Genomic DNA, 17935 nt, shown 5'->3' on the forward strand with positions numbered 1-17935 from the left:
GCACTTCGCTTGCGATTATTTTGCCTTCATACCCATAATTATACTCTAACTAATCGGAATTTCTAAAAAAATGCACTGTAAACAGCTGACTTTTTTGCGCCATAATTTGTTTTAAAGATGGTTAAAATTAGTTCGGAATGGTATTAAAGTATCTCTATTTTTCACTTGTTCTGTCCGATAAAATCCATAAAAAAGAAGAACAGATTATTTCTGCTCTTCTCAATCATTCTCTTATACAGCTACCAACTTAGTAGGTGTTTTCGGATCCGTATCGTAAAGCTGGAAGGAGTCACCTACTAAAATGCCTGTGCTTTCAAGCGTTTGCGAAACAGACATTCTTGCCAGTTCCTTCATGTTATTATCTAAGCTTAAATGCGCTAAGTAAATACTTTTTGTATTATCACCAATTACTTCACTCATAGCTAGAGCGGCATCTTCATTCGACACATGTCCGACATCGCTTAGAATTCTCCGTTTAATACTCCACGGATAACGACCCATTCTTAACATTTGAACATCATGATTACTTTCAAATACATAAGCATTTGCATTCTCAATGATTTTCTTCATCCGATCACTAACATAGCCTGTATCAGTAATTAAGACAATCTTCTGCCCACTATGATGAAAGACGTAGAACATTGGTTCAACGGCATCATGTGATACTCCAAAAGATTGTACGTCCACGGAACCAAAAGATTTTACTGTTTCCATTGGAAATGTGAATTTCTGATCTATGGCAACCTCACCAATTAATGGATCCATTGCCTTCCACGTTCTTTCATTCGCATAAACTGGTATTCGATACTTTCGGGCTAATACTCCAATCCCTTTAATATGGTCACTATGCTCATGGGTTACAAAAATAGCAGATAAGTCATCAATTTTCCGATCAATTTGACTAAAGAGACCTTCCATTTGCTTCCCACTTAAACCGGCATCTATTAAAAATGATTGTCCTTCTGCTTCCACATAAATGGCATTCCCCGTGCTTCCACTTGCAAGAACACTCAACTTTAAAGACATGTTTCTCACTCACTCCACGTTATTATTTTCTTCGTTGCTTAATTGAATAATTTGCCCTTCAAAAGCGTTGACATATAAGTGTTCTTTATCTTCTACAACTAAATGCCAAGTAGGGGTTAGTACTTGTGAGGCGGCCAACTGAACTAAAGTAGAATAACCTAACTCAACTTTAGTTATTTTACTTTTTGGCTTTAATACGCCTTTTTGATAAACCGTTTCAATTGCCTTAATAGCAGGGAGAACTTCTTCTTTCTCTGTTAAATTCTCAATTCCATCTAAAAGGGTTTGTTTATAGGAGATAATTTGAAAGTTTTCATTTAAATATAATGTGACCTTCCCATTCATATTTTCATAGAACATCTTATTATCAAACTTTTGATAGAAGGTTATTGTTTTTAATTGCTCATCCAATTCCCAAAAACCATATTGGTCCCCTAAATAAACATAGGAATTAAGGAAACTTTGTGCCTCAAGAGGATCAAAAGTAGTACTTAATGGAACTGGATTTGATAATACACTTTGTATTAATGTTCCATCTACAATAGAAACCATTTGTTCCTTTAATAATTTTAATTCATCTTTATTAAATTCTTTCGGCTTTGCACTTAAATACTTATCCTTGACCAATTCCCTTGGTAATTCATCAAAGTCTATTTCATCTGTCTTTAGCTTGTCCTCGATAGAGACCTCTGAGAGAAACTTATACTTATTGGCGTCGCGAATTAGCATGAATTGATACATTAAATAAATATCTAGGATGAGGAAGCAGATAATGAAGATTGTTTTAATCTTACTCCAATCCATTACGTCCCCCCCCTAAATAATCGAGTCGAACTTGTCCCCACAATCCATTATATCTATAAAACCATGCTGGCTCCAAGACAATGAGTCTGGGTTCTTTGGGGTCTTTTCCCATTTTATACCCCAAGGATAAATCCTCTAACAGTTCCAATTGAAAGTCTTTTTGTTTTTCTAAAAAATCAACAATCTGCCATCCAGAAGGAGTTGAAAGTTCTACCATTTCTGTTCGTAATGGCAAATCAAGGGCGAAGTTTGGTCGTAAATATTTTGTAATTTCACTACGGCCTAAAACTTCAATGATTTCAGACATCCCATTCTCATTAAAAACTGGATACCCATCCGTTGTATATAAACGGAAGGTTAGTTGTTGATTCCATTCATCAATCTGGGCAAACCGATATGGGTCAGTCCAACCTCCGTGTTCATTAATGAAGTCGATTCCCCTCTGGAGAATTTCAACGGAATTTCCGACGAATTCACTTTCTTCCATTGGATTCACATAAAATAGTAAATTTTTATTATAAAAAATATTCATCTTACTAGAACCGTCTGTATATTCTTCTCCTTCGTCAATAGGGGATTTTTGCACAAAGGTTGGATCACTAAATAAAGCATCTTTAAATTTTTCTGATTCGAGATAATCTGGGTAATATTTATACATTACCATCGATGTCTCTGCCTCAGGAAGGAAAAGAATTCTATCCTTTCTCGGTTCATAAGAGAAATAACGGGGGTATTTGTAAGATCCTTTATAAAAATTTCGATTAAAGGTATTTAAATCTGTACCACTTACATGACTACTATAAATCTCTTTTTTATCATATGAAACAAAATAAATCGATCCTGTCTCCTTTTGGAGATTTTCCATATTAATAACTATTCGGTCAAAATGAAACTTAGGTACGGATTTATCCTCAAAACTTAAAACATTTTTATACAATTCTAGTGGTACTTCCTCGGGAAATAATATTTCGACATTCCCATTACCATGTACGAGACTTTTGAAATTTTCAACCTTGTTTGTATAATTTTTGACATCATAAATATTCCACTGACTCATTTCATGGATGACTTTATCTAATTCACTAGTAGTTTCTGTTCCATAATGTGTATCTTGATAGTGAAAAATCATTTGGTCCGGCTTTATAATCGATTTAATTTCTCTTTTTTCACCAATTGAAACCTCTTGAACATATTTAGCATTTTCCATTGTTTCGTAATTAGGCTGATAGGTCCAAAGATTCCACGTTAAAAATGCACTACCAAATACAAGAAGTGTTAAGATTACTGACTTAATGTTTTCGTATGTCATGACCAATCATCCTCTTCCGAACGCTCGTAAGGAAGACTGAAGGAGATAACTGTTCCTTTACCTTCTTCACTAGTAGCCCAAATACCACCGCCATGAGCATTCACCATTTCCTTCGCGATGGCAAGCCCTAAACCAGTTCCACCAAGCTTCCTCGTTCTTGCTTTATCCACACGGAAAAAACGTTCAAAAATATTATCTATATTTTCGCTTGGAATTCCCACACCTTCATCTGCAATACTAACAATAATAAAATTAAATTCCTCTTCCACACTAAAGGTTACTTGCCCACCTTCTGGAGAGTACTTCAATGCATTTGAAATAATATTATCTAATACTTGAGTCATTTTATCTACATCAATATCAACAAATATAGGATATTCAGGTAGTTTCCTGTTAAAGCTAACATTTTGATTTTTTGTTAATTCGAAACGATCAATAATTCTGTGGAAATACGGTATGAAATTGATCCATTCCTTAGATAACAGATAATCCCTACTATCGAGTTTGGATAGTTGTAGTAAATCTGTCACAAGACGAATCATTCGTTCTGTTTCCGTTTGAGTTACCTCTAGGAATTTTGGAGCAATTTCCTCGTCCTTCCAAGCTCCTTCAGCCAATGCTTCTAAATAACTTCTCATTGTTGTTAAAGGCGTCCTTAATTCATGAGAAACATTTGCTACGAATTCACGTCTTTCCATATCAATCTTTTCTTGCTCGGTAATATCATGTAAAACGGTAATTAATCCATTTACAAATCCCGTCTCCTTTTGAATGACAGAAAAATTTGCTCGGAGAATATAATGTTTACTTTTTGTACTGTAATCTAATATCACTGAATCCTGTTCTTCTAACAAATCCTCAAACGTATAATTTTCTTCAAGACCAAGTAATGTAACAATCGATTGAGACAGCACTGTTTCACGTGAAACATTTAAGAGTTTTGCAGCTGGTTCGTTGATTAAGATGACTCGTCCTTTTCGATCTGTTGCAATAACACCATCTGTCATATACGAGAGAACAGAGGATAGCTTTCTTCTTTCGCCCTCCGTGGTAGCTTGTGCTTCCTGAAGTTTTTTCGTTAAGTTATTAAAGGTTATTGCCAATTGGCCAATTTCATCATATCCATAAACCTTTACTTTCCTTGAAAAATTACCTTTTGTCATCGCAAGTGCCTGTTTCTTCATATCAGCAATAGGTCTAGTAATCGTTTGAGCTAACAAAACGCCAAGTATGGCAGTAATTGCTAAGGCAATTGCTGTACCAGAAGCCAAAATATTATTAATGGTTTTCATTTGACCAAAGATATGTTCAATCTTTGCTACTAAATAAATCGAACCAATGACTTCTCGATTGGATTCAATTGGCCTTGCCAATACCCAAGTGCGATGCCCCCATTGCTTGTCAATTAGAATTTCACTTTCTTCTTCCTCAAGAACAATAGACCTTTTCACTTTTAGTTCGGTAGTTCTTTGTCCCACAATTCCTTGATTATCCGCTTCAGAGGTACCAATAATCTTTAAGGTTCTCGCATCAATCACACGAATTTCTGTAATATCAACTGCATCATAATCTCTTAAAATATTTCTAATCGCTTCTTCCATCGTTACATCATCTTTGTCCCGTTCCTTTACCATTTCTTCCTCTATATCATAAGCAAGAAGGTTCACTCTTTCTTTAAAAGATTGAATGGTATTGGTCAACAATGTTTCCTCTAATTGCCTCACAAAATAAACACCAATAATCTGCATAGCAATGAGGATAAGTAAAACATAAATTAACACAAATTTTAAATGGATAGACCGAAAAAAACCAACCTTTTTCATGTTTCTTGTTACTCCTGTTCAGGATTTCTAAGGTAGTAACCGACTCCTCTTCTGGTTACAATCCAAGTCGGATGACTAGGGCTATCTTCAATCTTTTCACGTAATCTTCGAACGGTTACATCTACCGTTCGAACATCTCCATAGTAGTCATAACCCCAGACTGTCTGAAGTAAATGTTCTCTTGTCATAACTTGACCAATATGCTTAGCCAAATAATGGAGGAGCTCAAATTCACGATGTGTTAGTTCAATGGTTTCTCCTCTTTTTGACACAGCATACGCATCTGGATGAATGACTAATGAGCCAACAGCAATTTCATTTGATTCTTGTTCCATGTCCATTATGTTAATTACATGTTGATGTCGGCGTAAATTGGCTTTAACACGAGCAATTAATTCCCGTGTACTAAAAGGTTTTGTGACGTAATCATCTGCCCCTAATTCTAAACCTAACACCTTATCGATTTCTGAATCCTTGGCCGTTAACATAATAATGGGAATTTCGTATTTCTTACGAACTTCGCGGCAAACCTCCATACCATCTCGTTGCGGTAGCATAATATCAAGAAGAATTAGGTCAGGTTGGAATTCTTCCACCTTTCTTAACGCTTCATTTCCGTCATGTGCACAAACAACCTCATAGCCTTCCTTTTTTAAATTAAATTGTAATATATCAGCAATCGGCTTTTCATCATCTACAACTAGAATTTTTTTCATCGTATACATTCACCCTTTTCAATAGGTTTCTTATCATTACTTTATCATTTCTCTACTTTGAATTCATCTTTTACCATAAAATAAAGAACAATGTGCGTAAACAAAGATTTAATAGCATAAAGGATATACTTTACTTTTAAATAAAAAAAGTCTCTAGATAAACTTCTAGAGACTGTAGTTTCTATTACCTTAATAGTGTCAGTGGATTCACTAATGCACCATTCTTATATACTTCAAAATGTAAATGTACACCTGTTGAATCTCCAGTAGATCCCATTAAAGCAATTTGTGATCCTTTTGGAACGGTTTGGCCAACACTTACTTCAATAGAAGAGAGGTGGGCATACACAGTACGGTATCCATTTTGATGATCGACAACAATTTTATTTCCATATCCGCCATCCCAACCTGCAGATACGACAACTCCATTATCTACGGTTTTGATTGAACGGTCACTCGGCCTTGCGATATCAATTCCTTTATGCATACGGCTCCAACGGTAACCCATTTGGCTTGATACATATCCGCCTGAAGTTGGCCAACTGAAATTACCTTCTCCACGTGAAGGAATTACCTTTGTTCCTCTTAAAACGACTTTCTTAACAGGATTAACTAAAATATCCGCTTTAACTGTTTCCTTGTTAATAGTATGGCCATTTTGCTGGGAAATCACATACGTAACAGCACGCAAGCCTTCTTTACCTTCTTGCTTTACCTTTATGTCACCTTTAAACATAGAATCTGTCTCAGTAACCTCTTTTTGATAGGCAATTTTTTCTCGCTTATTTACTTCTTTATCTACAAACACACTAACCAACGGTTTTGGTACCGTAACATTCACTTCTTGTTCAATCTGTAGTAAGGAATCTTCTGTTAAACCTGGATTTAATTTTATAATTTGTTCAAGAGTTAAATTATGATCATTAGCAATAGAACCTAAAACATCGCCTTCTTGAACCAAGTATTTCTTTTCCTCTAAAGTGCCTTTTCGAATTAACTTAACTGCTTCTACAACAGTAAGAATTTTAGTTGGCTCAATTTTTTCCGTTTTAGTTGTAACGTTTTCAGAAAAATAAACGTCTAATATACGAGATTCATTTTTCTCCAATGGTGGTAAAGCAATATTAGGTGACTTTTGTCTAAACTCAAGTTCAGCCAATTGTTCTTTCGTTACATATCTTAATTTAAGGCTCTGAATTACATGCTTTGCCTGCTCTTCATTCTCAAGATAAACAGCTGGGCTTTCCCCAATAACAATTGCCGTTGATTCAACCTGAGGCTTCAATTCACTTTCTAATGTCTGAATGACTGATTGATCATTAGCAGTAGAGCGGAAAACCTGTTCGGGAATATATGATAATTGTGTTCCTAATGATAGGTCATGGTTTTTATATTCTTTTTGTAACTTTTCTAACTTTTCTTCGACCACTTCATTAACAACATTTATATTAGAAACTGTACCTATGTATTCGTTATGTAAATATACATAATAGACTGTTGTTAAACTTTCACTTGCGATTGGGCTTGAAGCTACCCCAAAAACTAAGGTTGTAGCAAATAGAGATGTTAATGCTACCTTTTTCAATTTAGGTGCTATTACATCTTTAATACGCCTGGGAAGTTTATTTATAAATTTATTATTTGTCATCGTTACTTTCCTCCTAAACTACGAAACCATAAATTTCGCTCGTAATCTAGTGCTATATAACTACATGTTAATAAATACTGCGATTTTAGCACTTCTTAACTTTATCATAAAAATAGTAAAAAAGTTTAATAGTCTCTATAATGTAACAAAAATGTATAAAAACTGACATTTTGTTACGGATTCTGGTAATTATTTGGAACTATATTTATTTGAAAATTTACAATATAAAGATAGTAATAATATCCTAGAACCGCATAAAACCTGAATGTATGTGTTTATCTACCTTTTCATTATGAAATAGGACAAGTTTCATAGTCAAACCTATTAGGCTTGGCCATATATTACATTTATGTTACAAAAGTAACAGAAATAGAAGGTTTACGATGCAATGAAGTTAGTTTTTCCGAAGAGTCTTAAAAGGAACTAGAAAGAAATGGTTGTAGCTTAATAGAAAAAAGAGGTGGATTCGCTAGGAATCCACCTCTTTTTTGATGGCTCAGGACGGAATCGAACCGCCGACACAAGGATTTTCAGTCCTTTGCTCTACCGACTGAGCTACTGAGCCATAATTAAATTGTACCGGCTTTTTAGTTCCTGCTTGAACCTTCGTCCCGATTTCAGAAGGTTTATTCAAGATGTGGTTCAATCGGTACGCTGATGCTTTTTCATGGAAGCTTATTCGAGCGTGCTCTACCGACTGAGCTACTGAGCCATAATTAAATTGTACCGGCTTTTTAGTTCCTGCTTAAACCTTCGTCCCGATTTCAGAAAGCTTATTCAAGATGTGATTCAATCGGTACGCTGATGCTTTTTCATAGAAGCTTATTCGGACGTGCTCTACCGACTGAGCTACTGAGCCATATGTACATTGTGTAGAAAAAAATGGCGGTCCGGACGGGACTCGAACCCGCGACCTCCTGCGTGACAGGCAGGCATTCTAACCAACTGAACTACCGGACCATTTGAAAAGTAATATGTAAATGGTGACCCCTACGGGATTCGAACCCGTGTTACCTCCGTGAAAGGGAGGTGTCTTAACCACTTGACCAAGGGGCCATCAATTTAGAGAGTGAGCCATGAAGGACTCGAACCTTCGACCCTCTGATTAAAAGTCAGATGCTCTACCAACTGAGCTAATGGCTCGTAATTAAAAGTTAATCTTTCGATGCGACGCTTTTTATAATAGCATAATAGTTTTATAAATAGCAATGTTTTTTTAAAATAAAAATACTATCAAAATTCAACTGCCCTTATTCGAACAACTATAAAAAGAAGTTGAGGTTCTTACACCTCAACATCCTATAATTTTTTTAGCTTTGTCTCCATGGACTTCTTACCACATTTGTTTGAGCACGATCAGGTCCGACAGAGAAAATAGAAAGTGGAATACCTGTTAACTGGCTTATTCTTTCTAAATAATGGCGAGCATTCTCTGGTAATTCATCTAATGATTTACAAGAAGTAATGTCTTCCGTCCAACCAGGGAATGCCTCATAAACTGGCTCACATTCAGACAATACCTTTAAGCTTGCTGGGAATTCCTCAATGATTTCCCCTTTATAGCGGTAAGCAACACAAATCTTTAACTCCTCAATTCCTGTTAACACATCAATTGAATTTAAAGATAAATCGGTAATACCACTAACTCGACGAGCATGACGAACAACAACGCTGTCAAACCAACCAACACGACGTGGACGGCCAGTTGTTGTACCGTACTCTCGTCCAACCTCACGAATTTGATGTCCAATTTCATTATCTAATTCAGTAGGGAAGGGACCATCACCAACACGAGTTGTATAAGCCTTAGAAACTCCCACAACATGTTTGATTTTCGTTGGACCTACACCAGAACCAATTGTTACACCACCCGCTACAGGGTTAGATGAGGTAACAAATGGGTAAGTACCTTGATCGATATCTAACATAACCCCTTGTGCACCTTCAAATAGAACTCTACGTCCTTCATCAAGAGCATCATTAAGTACTACAGATGTATCCACAACATAATGTTTAATTTGTTGCCCATATTCATAATATTCATCAAGGATATCTTCTAATTTGAAGCCTGTTGTTTCATAAATACGTTCAAACAAACGATTTTTTTCTACAAGATTTCGAATAAGCTTTTCTTCAAAAGCTTCTCGATCTAATAAGTCTGCAATTCGAATACCGATACGAGCTGCTTTATCCATATAAGCTGGGCCAATACCTTTTTTGGTTGTCCCAATCTTATTTGCACCTTTACTCTCTTCTTCGACCTCATCTAATTTTAGATGATAAGGTAAAATAACATGAGCACGATTACTAATTCGTAGGTTATCGGTTGAAACATTTCGTTCATGTAAATAAGCCAATTCTTTTACAAGTGCTTTTGGATCAACTACCATTCCATTTCCAATTACACAAGTTTTATCTTTATAAAAAATACCAGATGGAATTAAGTGAAGCTTGTACGTCACACCGTCAAAGCGAATCGTATGCCCTGCGTTATTTCCACCTTGATAACGTGCGATAACCTCTGCATTTTCCGAAAGAAAATCGGTAATTTTTCCTTTTCCTTCGTCTCCCCACTGTGTACCTACCACTACTACTGATGACAACGTCATACACCTCCAAAAAAATTGGCAAAGTTATATAATTCGTTTAAAACCATTGCTAGTTTAACAATAAGTATCCATATAAGTCAACCAAAACACGAACGTTTAATATGTTTTTTTTATATATGTTCGTGAAATCTATGTATTTTTCTTTCACTCTAGAATTTTGAAAATAAATTATCCAGTCTTTACATTAGTTTTCCGTTCCCTATTAAATTTATCCACCGAAATCATTCCTTTTTACGCTTGAATTGTTCTTGATTGCTCCATTTCTGCCGTTTATGAGCAATATAAATACACTTTATGCGCCTTTTTACCCTTTTCGACACATTCGTCAAAAATCCAACCACACTGCGATGTCTCAAAACTACAAAAAAGAGACTAGCACTCTGCTAATCTCTCAATCTTAACCCGCATCATCAAACCGCCGTTCTAAGTTTACGAATTTATTATACTCTTTAACGAAGGCAAGTGAAACGGTGCCTGTTGGACCATTACGCTGCTTTGCAATAATAATTTCAATGATATTTTTATTCTCAGATTCCTTATCGTAGTAATCATCACGGTACAAGAAGGCAACAATATCGGCATCCTGCTCAATTGAACCTGATTCACGAATATCAGACATCATTGGACGTTTATCTTGACGTTGCTCCACTCCACGAGAAAGCTGGGAAAGAGCAATGACAGGGACTTGAAGTTCACGCGCTAGTTGCTTTAAAGAACGGGAAATTTCCGAGACTTCTTGTTGACGGTTTTCTCCACCTCGGCCGCTTCCTAAAATAAGCTGTAAGTAATCAATTAGAATCATCCCTAGGCCATGCTCTTGCTTTAGACGTCTGCACTTAGCTAGTAGATCACTTATTCTTACCCCCGGAGTATCATCAATAAATATTCCAGCATCGGACAAGCTACCCATTGCCATCGTTAATTTACCCCAGTCTTCGTCTGTTAAAGAGCCTGTACGTAGACGTTGAGCATCAATATTTCCTTCAGCGCAAAGCATACGCATAACTAGCTGCTCCGCACCCATCTCTAAACTGAAGATTGCAACATTTTCGCGTGACTTAACAGCTACGTTTTGCGCAATATTCAAGGCAAAGGCTGTTTTACCTACGGAAGGACGAGCACCAACGATAATTAAGTCATTTCGTTGGAAGCCAGCAGTCATTCGGTCTAATTCAGCAAATCCAGTTGGAATACCTGTAACATCACCTGTTCGTTGGTGAAGGGTTTCAATATTGTCATAGGTCCGAACAAGAACATCTTTAATATTATGGAAGGCACCTGCATTTCTCCTCTGTGCGACTTCCATAATGCTTTTTTCTGCTTCGCTTAAGAGGGATTCAACTTCATCCTCACGTGTATATCCATCCTGGGCAATTCCAGTAGCCGTACGTATTAATTTCCTTAAGAGGGCTTTCTCTCCAACGATATTAGCGTAATATTCAATATTGGCTGCAGTAGGTACAGATCCAGCTACTTCACTTAAATAGCTTACACCGCCAATATCCTCTAAAATTCGCGTTGCTGCCAATTCCTCAGTAACTGTTATCAGATCGACCGCTTTACCCGTATCATTTAGCTTTAACATTGCATTAAAGATTTTTTGATGGGCTGCTCGGTAAAAATCCTCAGGTATCAAAATTTCAGATGCTAAAGTTAATGCAGTAGGTTCAAGGAAAATAGCCCCAATCACCGCTTGCTCCGCTTCAATATTTTGTGGTGGAAGACGATCTGCCATCAATAATTCGCTCATATATTAAAACCTCCTTAAATAGAGGAACTTTTATTTTAAAAAATGCCTGTCCTACGTTAAATGGGAAATATCAACGCAAGATATATTACAATCTACGAAAAAAATGTGACCAGTCAGGACCGATCACATTTGTGTTAACGTTTATTATTCTATCATGATTTTGCTTGTTGTGGATAATAAATTAATTTCCTTCTTTTACATGAACGTTTAATGTTGCTGTTACTTCTGTGTGTAATTTCACTGGAATCTTAGTAAAACCAAGAGTTCGGATAGCATCATTTAGTTCCATTTTACGCTTATCAATTTTAATGTTAAATTTCTTTAATAATTCATCGGAAATTTGCTTTGTCGTGATAGAGCCGAATAAACGACCACCTTCACCTGACTTAGCGGTTAATTCTACCGTAACTTTTTCAAGCTCTTCTTTTAATTTTTTCGCTTCAATAAGTTCTTGCTCAGCCATTTTTTCTTCCTTTTTCTTTTGAGCATTTAAGGATGAAACAGCTGCTTGATTGGCTTCTACCGCTAAACCTTGTTTAATTAAGAAGTTTTGAGCATAGCCATCAGCTACGTTTTTCACTTCGCCTTTTTTACCTTTACCCTTTACATCCTTTAAAAATATTACCTTCATTCTTTTGTTCCCCCTTCAATATAATCTAAAATTGCTGTTTTCAATAATTGTTCTGCTTCTTCCACTGAAATGTCAGTTAATTGAACGGCTGCATTGGTCAAATGACCACCACCTCCGAGATTCTCCATGATCACCTGAACATTGACACCACCAAGAGATCTGGCACTTATACCTACAGTCATGTCACTTCGTTTAGAAATGACGAAGGAGGCCTGAACACCATCCATTGTTAACAGAGTATCAGCTGCTTGTGCGATAACAATTTGTTCAAAAATATCAGTGCTTTTTCCTACAGCAATGGCTATACCATCATGTAAAAATTCAACAGATTCAATCAATTTTGCTTTTCTTACGTATGTTTGTACATCTTCCTTAAGGAATTTTTGTACTAAAACAGTATCCGCACCTTGTGCTCGTAAATAAGAGGCAGCATCAAAGGTTCTAGAACCTGTTCGAAGTGTAAAGCTTTTTGTATCGACGATGATACCAGCCAACAAGGCCGTTGCCTCCAGCATGTCAATCTTTAAACGCTTCGGCTGGTATTCTAATAGCTCCGTTACTAATTCCGCTGTCGACGATGCATACGGCTCCATATAGACGAGAAGAGGGTTATCGATAAATTCTTCACCACGACGATGATGGTCGATAACAACTTTCCTTTCAATTTTATTTAAAATTCGTTCGTCAATAACGAGTGTAGGTTTATGAGTATCAACAATAACTAATAACGTATCCTCTGTTGCTGATTCTAACGCTTGTTCAGGAGTAATAAATCTTGAAAATAATTTTTCATGATTTTTTATTTCCTCCATTAAGCGTTTAACCCCAGTATCGATTTCCTGAAAGTTCATGACGATATATCCATCTTTTTGATTCATTTGTGCTACTTTTTGGATGCCAATTGCTGCCCCGATAGCGTCCATATCTGGGTTTTTATGTCCCATGACGATGACTTTATCGCTTTCTAAAATCAATTCCTTTAAGGCATGTGAGATAACCCTAGCACGGACTCTTGTCCGTTTTTCCATCGGATTCGTTTTCCCACCAAAAAACTTTACCTTACCATTTTGTAGCTTAATCGCTACTTGATCTCCGCCACGTCCCAGTGCTAAGTCTAGGCTTGATTGTGCTAGAGTACCTAATTCTGGCAATGATGTTACCCCAGCCCCAACGCCAATACTCAGCGTTAATGCGACATTTTGTTTTGCTGTCGTTTCTCTAACCTCATCTAAAATCGAAAATTTATTTTTTTCGAGCTGAAGCAAAATATGCTCGTTAAAGACACCAATAAATCGTTCAGATGACACTCTTTTTAAAAATACACCATTATCATTTGCCCACTTGTTCAAAATAGAGGTAACCATACTATTTAGGCTACTTCTCATTTGATCATCCATACCTTGCGTTAATTCATCATAATTATCTAGGAAAATAATAGCAATAACCGTCCGCTCATCATGATACATTTTTTCAATTTCTGATTGCTCAGTTACATCGAAAAAGTATAATAAACGCTCATCACGTTTAAGAATTACACGAAACTTTCGATCATGTAGCGTAATATTCTCTGCTTCTACTTCTTGTTTAATAAGAGGAATAAGAGCATCAGCAACATCGTATAACGATCTTCCAACTAACGTTTCTTCATCAAAGCTAGAGGCTAAGAAGGGATTCGCCCACTCAATAAAAAACTCATCATTAATTAACATGATCCCAATGGGCATTTCCAATAAAGCTTCTTCGCCAACCTTTTTGACTCGGTAGGATAAAGTGGCAATATATTCTTCAACTTCCTTACGCTGTTTACGATCTAAATCAAATATATAATAGTAAGGAATAAACATCAAAATAAAACCAATCAGCCCAATAATCCAATTATAAAAGGTTAGAAAACTTAGCATAACAAATGTTAATCCCATTAACCCATACAATAGGTAGCGGAATAAACGCTTTTCTAAGTATTGAGGCATTTTTTCAGCTCCTATTTTTTGACCAATCTTTTTCTCAAATCAAAACCTAAATCAATTATACCTAATATCCTAATAATATAAAGTATCAATGGGATAAGAACTAGTAACACCGTTGCCATAATAGGAATTACCTTTGGCCAACCCTTTAAATGACTAGCAAAATAAATAAAAGATAGTCCTTGAACAACTAAAAGAATTTGTAAAATATAAGAAAGATTCCATAAGGCTGTATGTATATAGCTTCCATCTTCTGGCCTTAAAACCATTGATAATAATGCAGTAATTAGATAATACCAAAGGATACTTTTAGGCAGTGATAGTTCACGAAATGGCTTCCATTGTGAAATTTTAAATCCAAATCTTTTTAAAATAGGAAAGTTAATTAATTGTAGGAAAAATACCATTCCAAATGAACCCATTACAAGCATACTTGGTAATAAGGTTTGGATACTTTTTAACATCGTATCCATTTGTTCTTTTAATTTTTCAACTTCAGTAGTGCTTTGACCAGCAGCACCTAACATTTTAAAGGAGGTTTCGAAGGACTGTTGCATCATCTGTGTTGTTTCTTTAACAAAATTGAAATCAAATAATACAACTGCTGCACCATATTGTATTAATACATTTATAATAAACACGAGCGTTGCTACCATTAAAATGGTCGTTCGACTTTTATTTTTCTGAGATAAATACCCTAAAGTAATTCCAGTTGTACCAAATAGAAGGGTAAAAGGGACAGCAAGAACAGTTCCAACAATTAATGAAATAATTGTCGCCGCAACTAAAAAGACAATAATCCCTTTCCATTCATTTTTCCAAGCGAAATAAATAAATGGTAGGACTAAGAATAAATTTGTTACAAAACCTAATAATGGTACATTTAAGGTAATGAGAAGTAGGACAGCGAAGATGGCTAATAAAACTGACCCCTCTGTAAGTCTATGTACGTTTTTCACTTTTTCACCCCAAGTTTTTTTCAGTCCTTATCTCCTCATTTTACTGACTAATGAGCTCGTATTCAACTTTATTAGCATACAAAAATAAAAGCAGTAAGGATTTCTCCCTACTGCTAAAAAATGGATTATTCACCAGTTACGTATGGTAGTAATGCCATTTGACGAGCGCGTTTAATAGCAATCGTTAATTTACGTTGGTATTTAGCGCTTGTACCTGTTACACGACGTGGTAAAATTTTCCCACGTTCAGAAATGAATTTCTTAAGAAGATCTACTTCTTTGTAATCGATGCGTGTGATTCCATGAGAAGTGAAATAGCACACTTTACGACGTTTTGCACGTCCGCCTCTGCGTCCTCCGCCTGCCATAATAATTCCCTCCTTTACTTAGTTATTAACCGTTTCATTTAATACAGCTTAGAATGGTAAATCATCGTCTGAAATGTCAATTTGTCCACTATTTGCAAACGGATCTTTATCTAAATCTGTAGAATACCCTTGGTTATTGGATCTAGGTGGTTGATTCTGATAGTTGTTGCCGCCACTATAAGAGGCCTTTTGTTCTCTAGGAGGATTATTATATCCACCTTCACCGCGATCACCTGATGCACTTCTTGGTTCTAAGAATTGAACACTTTCAGCCAAAACTTCTGTCACGTATACACGCTTTCCATCTTGTCCATCATAAGTGCGAGTTTGTACACGTCCATCTACACCAGCTAAGCTACCTTTTTTGAGGTAATTAGCTACATTTTCTGCAGGTTTACGCCAAACTACACAGTTAATAAAGTCCGCTTCACGTTCCCCTTGCTGATTCGAAAAAGGTCTACTAACAGCAAGTGTAAAAGAAGCAACAGGAACTCCACTAGGAGTAATTCTTAGTTCAGGGTCTTTTGTTAATCGTCCTACTAGAACAACGCGATTCATCATCAGAACCAACTCCTTCCCTCTATTTTGTTCCACGTGGAACATGTATAGAAGTATCTATTATCAATTTAATCTTATTCTTCTTCTTTAATTACAATGTGGCGAATGATATCTTCGCTGATCTTAGCAAGACGGGAGAATTCTTCTACCGCTGCAGGAACTGCGTTGACTTTCACTAATTGGTAGTAGCCGTCACGGAAATCATTGATTTCATATGCAAGACGACGCTTACCCCAATCCTTCGCTTCTGCGATTTCCGCACCATTGTCAGTTAAGATCCCACTGAAACGCTCTACAAGAGCCTTTTTAGCTTCATCTTCAATGTTTGGGCGGATGATGTACATTACTTCGTACTTTCTCATCACTGTCACCTCCTTTTGGTCTAAACGGCCCATATGGGCAAGGAATAATTTACATTACTCACAAGGAGAAAGTATATCATAAAGGTTATACATTTGCAAGAGTTGGAGAAACATGCGCTGATGTAGTGACACTTTTAAAAAATTCACCACTTTGGAAAAGTGCAATCTAAAAAGAAAAACCCCTAAAATAAGAGGCTCCTAAAGTTTATACATTAAAACGGAAATGAATTATATCTCCGTCCTTCACTTCGTATTCTTTACCTTCTAAACGAACTTTTCCAGCTTCTTTAGCAGCAGTCATACTCCCATTTGCTAATAAATCATCATACGCAACCGTTTCTGCACGGATAAAGCCTCTTTCAAAGTCAGAGTGAATAACACCTGCACATTGAGGTGCCTTCATTCCTTTACGGAACGTCCAAGCACGAACCTCCTGAACACCAGCTGTAAAGTAAGTTGCTAGGCCTAATAGGTGATATGCAGCACGAATTAATTGATCAAGACCAGACTCTTCAATTCCCAATTCTTGTAGGAACATCGTCTTTTCTTCGCCTTCTAGCTCAGCAATTTCTTCTTCAATTTTTGCACAAATAACAATGACTTCAGCATTTTCTTTTGCTGCGAAATCACGAACCTTTTGAACGTATTCGTTGTCCGAAGGGTTAGCAATATCCTCTTCACTAACGTTTGCCACATAAAGAACTGGCTTAATCGTTAAAAGGTGAAGACCTTTAGCAATTTTTAATTGTTCATCTGTGAATTCCACTGAACGTGCTGGCTTTTCTGCTTCAAAAGCCTCTCTTAATAGGTTTAATACTTCTATTTCAACCACTGCATCTTTATCTTTTTGACGGGCTAATTTTTCGACACGACCGATTCTTTTTTCTACAGATTCCATATCAGCTAAAATTAACTCAAGATTGATTACTTCAATATCATCAATTGGATTTACTTTACCTGACACATGTGTAATATTTTCATCTTCAAAACAGCGAACTACTTGGCAAATAGCATCTACTTGGCGAATATTTGCTAGAAACTTATTCCCTAGACCTTCACCCTTACTAGCACCTTTAACAATCCCTGCAATATCAGTGAATTCAAATGCTGTTGGAACTGTTTTTTTCGGTTGAACTAGTTCTGTTAATTTATTTAAACGGTAATCTGGAACTTCTACAATCCCTACATTTGGATCAATTGTACAGAAAGGATAGTTTGCAGATTCAGCTCCCGCTTGTGTAATTGCATTAAATAATGTTGATTTACCAACGTTAGGCAAACCAACTATACCAGCTGTTAAAGCCATTGGGCCACTCCTCATTTCGTAAAATAATTATATGTCTAGCTGCAGCGCCTAGCCCCTCGAGGTCATAAGCCACTCCATGAATGAAGGCAAAGAACGCCT

General features: G+C 36.4%; 15 protein-coding genes and 4 tRNA genes. All 19 read right to left on the reverse strand.

Going from position 1 to position 17935, the window contains the following annotated elements; translation table 11 throughout:
- Window positions 1–231 precede the first annotated feature (231 nt).
- The 19 genes from LRP83_RS13845 to ychF all read right to left on the reverse strand — a co-directional run bounded on the left by LRP83_RS13845 (window position 232) and on the right by ychF (window position 17836).
- Window positions 232–1026, reverse strand: coding sequence for an MBL fold metallo-hydrolase (locus LRP83_RS13845; RefSeq protein ID WP_230497293.1), 795 nt, complete (start codon window positions 1024–1026; stop codon window positions 232–234).
- A 9-nt stretch (window positions 1027–1035) separates the two neighbouring features.
- A complete protein-coding gene (locus LRP83_RS13850) occupies window positions 1036–1830 on the reverse strand; it encodes a two-component system regulatory protein YycI (RefSeq protein ID WP_230497294.1) in 795 nt (264 codons plus the stop codon).
- The gene (locus LRP83_RS13855; protein ID WP_230497295.1) at window positions 1817–3139 is read right to left on the reverse strand and encodes a YycH family regulatory protein; all 1323 of its coding nucleotides are present in this window, start codon (window positions 3137–3139) and stop codon (window positions 1817–1819) included. The genes LRP83_RS13850 and LRP83_RS13855 overlap by 14 nt, the downstream gene beginning before the upstream one ends.
- Window positions 3136–4962: a cell wall metabolism sensor histidine kinase WalK gene (walK, locus tag LRP83_RS13860; protein WP_230497296.1), complete on the reverse strand. Its 1827-nt coding sequence runs from the start codon at window positions 4960–4962 to the stop codon at window positions 3136–3138. The genes LRP83_RS13855 and walK overlap by 4 nt, the downstream gene beginning before the upstream one ends.
- 8 nt (window positions 4963–4970) lie before the next feature.
- Window positions 4971–5678 (reverse strand): response regulator YycF, encoded by a 708-nt coding sequence (gene yycF / locus LRP83_RS13865; protein WP_230497297.1) that lies wholly within the window; start codon window positions 5676–5678, stop codon window positions 4971–4973.
- A gap of 184 nt (window positions 5679–5862) precedes the next feature.
- Window positions 5863–7326: a M23 family metallopeptidase gene (locus LRP83_RS13870; protein ID WP_230497298.1), complete on the reverse strand. Its 1464-nt coding sequence runs from the start codon at window positions 7324–7326 to the stop codon at window positions 5863–5865.
- A gap of 492 nt (window positions 7327–7818) precedes the next feature.
- Window positions 7819–7891: transfer RNA gene (locus LRP83_RS13875), tRNA-Phe, on the reverse strand.
- Between the two features lie 318 nt (window positions 7892–8209).
- Window positions 8210–8286: transfer RNA gene (locus LRP83_RS13880), tRNA-Asp, on the reverse strand.
- 21 nt (window positions 8287–8307) lie between these two features.
- Window positions 8308–8382, reverse strand: a tRNA-Glu gene (locus LRP83_RS13885).
- Window positions 8383–8396: 14 nt separating this feature from the next.
- A tRNA-Lys gene (locus LRP83_RS13890) sits at window positions 8397–8469 on the reverse strand.
- 167 nt (window positions 8470–8636) lie between these two features.
- Window positions 8637–9929, reverse strand: a complete 1293-nt coding sequence (gene purA / locus LRP83_RS13895; protein ID WP_230497299.1) for an adenylosuccinate synthase — start codon at window positions 9927–9929, stop codon at window positions 8637–8639.
- 403 nt (window positions 9930–10332) lie between these two features.
- Window positions 10333–11685: a replicative DNA helicase gene (gene dnaB, locus LRP83_RS13900; RefSeq protein ID WP_230497300.1), complete on the reverse strand. Its 1353-nt coding sequence runs from the start codon at window positions 11683–11685 to the stop codon at window positions 10333–10335.
- Window positions 11686–11866: 181 nt separating this feature from the next.
- The gene (gene rplI, locus LRP83_RS13905; RefSeq protein ID WP_230497301.1) at window positions 11867–12316 is read right to left on the reverse strand and encodes a 50S ribosomal protein L9; all 450 of its coding nucleotides are present in this window, start codon (window positions 12314–12316) and stop codon (window positions 11867–11869) included.
- Window positions 12313–14286, reverse strand: coding sequence for a DHH family phosphoesterase (locus tag LRP83_RS13910; protein WP_230497302.1), 1974 nt, complete (start codon window positions 14284–14286; stop codon window positions 12313–12315). Before LRP83_RS13910 ends, rplI begins: the two co-directional genes overlap by 4 nt.
- A gap of 11 nt (window positions 14287–14297) precedes the next feature.
- On the reverse strand, window positions 14298–15242 hold the full coding sequence (locus tag LRP83_RS13915) for a YybS family protein (RefSeq protein WP_230497303.1): 945 nt from the start codon (window positions 15240–15242) through the stop codon (window positions 14298–14300).
- A 125-nt stretch (window positions 15243–15367) separates the two neighbouring features.
- On the reverse strand, window positions 15368–15610 hold the full coding sequence (gene rpsR, locus LRP83_RS13920) for a 30S ribosomal protein S18 (protein WP_230497304.1): 243 nt from the start codon (window positions 15608–15610) through the stop codon (window positions 15368–15370).
- Window positions 15611–15658: 48 nt separating this feature from the next.
- The gene (gene ssb / locus LRP83_RS13925; RefSeq protein WP_230497305.1) at window positions 15659–16171 is read right to left on the reverse strand and encodes a single-stranded DNA-binding protein; all 513 of its coding nucleotides are present in this window, start codon (window positions 16169–16171) and stop codon (window positions 15659–15661) included.
- Between the two features lie 71 nt (window positions 16172–16242).
- Window positions 16243–16530: a 30S ribosomal protein S6 gene (gene rpsF / locus LRP83_RS13930; RefSeq protein ID WP_230497306.1), complete on the reverse strand. Its 288-nt coding sequence runs from the start codon at window positions 16528–16530 to the stop codon at window positions 16243–16245.
- A gap of 205 nt (window positions 16531–16735) precedes the next feature.
- Window positions 16736–17836, reverse strand: coding sequence for a redox-regulated ATPase YchF (ychF, locus tag LRP83_RS13935; protein ID WP_230497307.1), 1101 nt, complete (start codon window positions 17834–17836; stop codon window positions 16736–16738).
- Window positions 17837–17935: the final 99 nt, after the last annotated feature.

It is taken from the genome of Pseudoneobacillus rhizosphaerae, from assembly GCF_917563885.1.
Lineage (GTDB): Bacteria > Bacillota > Bacilli > Bacillales > Cytobacillaceae > Pseudoneobacillus > Pseudoneobacillus rhizosphaerae.